Raw genomic sequence first — 3,662 nt, 5'->3', positions numbered from 1 at the left:
AATTGTATAGGTTGTGCCGGGGGGATAAGGGGATGCGTCCCAGTAAATTTCCGCCGACGTTTTTTCTACGTTTCGGTTATTTACCACCGGCGCGCCGGCAACCGGAACGTAAGTATAAGCTATTGCAACATCGGCACGGCCCCATCCCAATTGAAAATTGTCAGACCAGACCCTTATATGGTTATCCCCTTCTTTAAACCCGGCAAGATCTCCGCTGAAGGTTACCTCATTGTAATAAGTATCGATGTAAACATCTGGATCCAAATCAGGTAACGGCGGATTTGGAAAATAATTGGTTTGACCGTTCACTATGGCTCTTACATTTATAACCATGAAGTCATTATAAATCTGGTTTAAGGTGACAGGACTCCAGCTGTCGCCGATTGGCACCATTAATTCTCCAAAGCCGCCGTAACTATAATTAAATTCATTTTGTATTGTAACTGTATATGTCCCTTTAGCAGTGTACCCTTCCGGAGTGGTAAAGTCCCAGTCGGTATCCGATACGCCATGGGTGTTGCCATGCAGGTGGAAATGTATTGTAGGGTCGATAACCACAGGGAATTTGAGACCATCATAGACAGGCTTTATATCAAGATAAGTTTTCCCGCCTTCATTACGAAGGATTTGGTTAACTTTTCTTTTTTGGCCAACGGCATCCACCAGGTATGCCGATTCAAACAAAAGGCCTTCCGTCCGCCCTTGCAGTTCATAGGTAAAAACCTCCGGTGACGCACTGGACTTTGCAATGATATATTCCTTTAATTTATCCGGCTGGGCATCCAGCAGCACATCGGTGTCCTTCCAGGCGTCGCCGTATTTCACCACGCTGCCCTGCCCGGGTCTTTCCGCCCCTGTCTTTGAGGATGTCCCTTGTGGGATAAACTCTACCGAAGCACAATCCTGCTTTATGGTATAGCCTCTATTGAACTTTTTAGGTATGGCGGCGTAATAAGGCGTTTTTAGCGCATACCAGCAAGCATCCTCCATATCCCCGGCGCTGCCATAATCTCTGTCATATGCTTTCAGTTTCCCGGACACCTCACCATACGAATCCCGAGAAAGAGTATTCACCTTATTCTTAAACTTTGCAAGCTCAGCGTCTTCCACCAGCCCTATTTCAATGGGGCTGAATTTGCCCTGGCAGTTTTCATAGAAAAGAGGTCTTTCGACCGTCAATGACCTGCCAGCGATATCTTCCACCACATTCACCACGTGTTCCCTTTTATGACTCCCGTCAGACATGAGATAGGTCTTGCTGGTCAACGTTCTCATGGACTTGATTTCGCCCTTAACGGTAACTGCCGGCTGGTCGGATACATCCTCCAACTCAATCATGGTTCTTATTCCTTTTATGGTGCTCAGCTTGCTTTTAAAAATTATATGCTTGCTTCCAAATTCCACGTCAACCGGTTTATTAGCTTCAATTACCTTTCCTTTTTCATCAACGTCAAAGGCATTGATTTTTAATATTGGCTGTTCCTTTGGATCCCTTAACAGCAAGGTACCGTCCCTGCACCGATATGGAATCAATTCATTAACAGGTATTTTTAAAATAACTTCTTCGCCATTCTGCTCCGGTTTTAAATCACTGTAATCAAAAATAACACTATTGGGGGTTGGAACAAAACTAACCGAGCTGTAGCCCTTCTGGTAGACAACCGCTTTATCCCGGACAAACCCTTTTGCATTCTTTAATTTGCCGGAATTGCTGTCAGAAATATTAATGCTAATTTCCTTGTTATAGTCCGCGGGCGTTATTTTAAAATCATTCTCGAGCTCTTCCGGGGCATATGCCCTATACTTTGCCCCCACCACAAAGCCCGGTCTGATAATTTGCCTTGTAATTATAAGTCCGTCATTGTCTATGTATTTGTAAAAAACACACAGAAAAAGCACGAAAAAAACCATGACCACCGGCACCATTATAAAGATCACCGGGCTGACATTTGGTTTATATCTCATGGAAACACCTCGTTTTTCACTGAATCGTGGGTTCCGGCGCAGGCGGAATGCCGCACGTCCCGCCGTTACAGGTCAGCGCCGCCGACGCCCACCTGGTGGCGTTTATCGAATCTTTCCCCAGCACCTCCACCAGGTCCGCGTTAACAACGGCCACAACTCCGCAATTGGGGAGTTCCACCCGGAAAACCATGCTGCCGCCCGCGTCGTTGATGTTAAACGTCCTTGGCCAGTTTCCCGGGAGGTTGGGTATGAAGCCCGGGTCGGGGCTGTCATCCCTGCTCAAAGCCCCCTCGGAGAAAATGTATTGGGTATAGGCTTTGGCCCCGGTGGATGCCAGATCACCTCCCGGGCCGCCGGTATATGTTTCATCTTCATAATAATCAAACCCGTTATAGACAATAAAATTATAGCCTGGAGTGTCTTTCACCATGGAATTAGCTCTAGGCTCCAGCGTGGTTTCGTCAAGGTTAAGGTTTAAGGCCAGCACGTATCTAAAGGCGTCGTGCGCCTTTTCCGTTTCAATTAAAGGATAGCTGTCCGCCTCGCTCCGGGGCTCCACCTGCTGGGCCGCGGCCTTGCAGGCGTCCGCCACGGCCTCCTGGAGGTCTATATCCGCGCCGGTTACCATGTGCGAAAGACGGATTGCCGCCACGAAAATAATCATGATGGTCCCCAGGGCAAGAATTCCCCAGAAGGTGCCCATTCCGGAATTGTTTTTAACCAGTTTACGGATTGATTCTCTCACTTAGCCCTCCCCCGCCCACAATGATTCTGAAAGCCGCCCCCGGAGTGTTGCTGCCGATTAGCCTGTTTACCAGCAGCGGTTCCGGCTGCGGCCGGCAGGTCACCCTTAAGGTTATGGTGCTGGCAGCCAGGTCCATGGTGCGCAGCACCCTGGGGTTCCCCCGGCTCTCCCGGGGACCCTGGATATCCGTCACGACACAGCCAAAGCTGTTGAATTCATTTATCAATTGCGCCTCGTCCGCCGCCGTCAAATATCCCTCCACCCTCATGCGGTCCTTGTATTTGTGCATGGTGTGTTCGGCGTATTGATGCTTGGACTGTAGAACACCGTATTCAATCACCCCGTAGGTAAGGAAGACCAAAACAGAAAGAGCAAGAAGTACTTCCAGGGTCGTGCTGCCTGTGCCGTCCTCAATAATATGCAATAATTTGTACTTCTTTCCGCTATTCAAAGAAACTCCCCCTAAAAACCCGAAGATGTTATGTTTGTCAGGCTCTGTGTTCCGGTATTAATCACCGGCCTTAATGAATCCCCGATGCCTTGCCAGATGGCAATTGACACACCACCGATAATAAAGGCCCACAATGTGTACTCTAACACGGTGACGCCCCGGTTGTCCCTTATCAGGTCCAATAGCATTTTCCTCACAACTAAAGCCCTCCCCTCATTAAAACATTCCCGGCAGGATATGGTGGCGGTTAACGGTTAATATTACCCCCAGGGTTATGGTCCAAGCCCCGGGGGCTTTGATAACGTCTATTACCGGGGGTGCCATTTTAAGTTCGCATTTCAGATTGGCCAGGGCCAGCCGGGGGTTTTTGATGCCGTGGTAAACCCTTGCCCCTATCCCCATGAAGCACCTGGACACAACCATGAAGTATAGAAAGGGAAATATCATGTCCATTCCCAAAAATAAACCTGAGGCAAAGGCTAACTTTGCGTCTCCGGCACC

The 3,662-nt window shown here is 48.6% G+C and carries 5 protein-coding genes; all 5 read right to left on the bottom strand.

Translation table 11 applies throughout. From position 1 onward, the window contains the following. Window positions 1-1,965, bottom strand: a 1,965-nt coding sequence (locus DCCM_RS02315; protein ID WP_133163938.1) for a hypothetical protein, incomplete at its 3' end; no start/stop codon positions are given. Between the two features lie 16 nt (window positions 1,966-1,981). Further along, window positions 1,982-2,710 carry a hypothetical protein gene (locus DCCM_RS02310; protein ID WP_104370856.1) on the bottom strand — a complete coding sequence of 243 codons (729 nt, stop codon included), beginning with the start codon at window positions 2,708-2,710 and terminating at the stop codon, window positions 1,982-1,984. Further along, complete coding sequence (locus tag DCCM_RS02305; protein WP_104370855.1) at window positions 2,691-3,161, bottom strand: hypothetical protein; 471 nt, start codon at window positions 3,159-3,161, stop codon at window positions 2,691-2,693. Before DCCM_RS02305 ends, DCCM_RS02310 begins: the two co-directional genes overlap by 20 nt. A gap of 11 nt (window positions 3,162-3,172) precedes the next feature. Beyond that, window positions 3,173-3,358 (bottom strand): Flp family type IVb pilin, encoded by a 186-nt coding sequence (locus tag DCCM_RS02300; RefSeq protein ID WP_104370854.1) that lies wholly within the window; start codon window positions 3,356-3,358, stop codon window positions 3,173-3,175. 19 nt (window positions 3,359-3,377) lie between these two features. Beyond that, on the bottom strand, window positions 3,378-3,662 hold a 285-nt coding region (locus DCCM_RS02295), incomplete at its 5' end, for a hypothetical protein (protein WP_207655525.1).

It is taken from the genome of Desulfocucumis palustris (assembly GCF_002933875.1).
GTDB lineage: Bacteria > Bacillota > Desulfotomaculia > Desulfotomaculales > Desulfocucumaceae > Desulfocucumis > Desulfocucumis palustris.
Note: the sequence above shows the minus strand (reverse complement) of the source record. Positions and strands in the feature narration are given on the sequence as shown.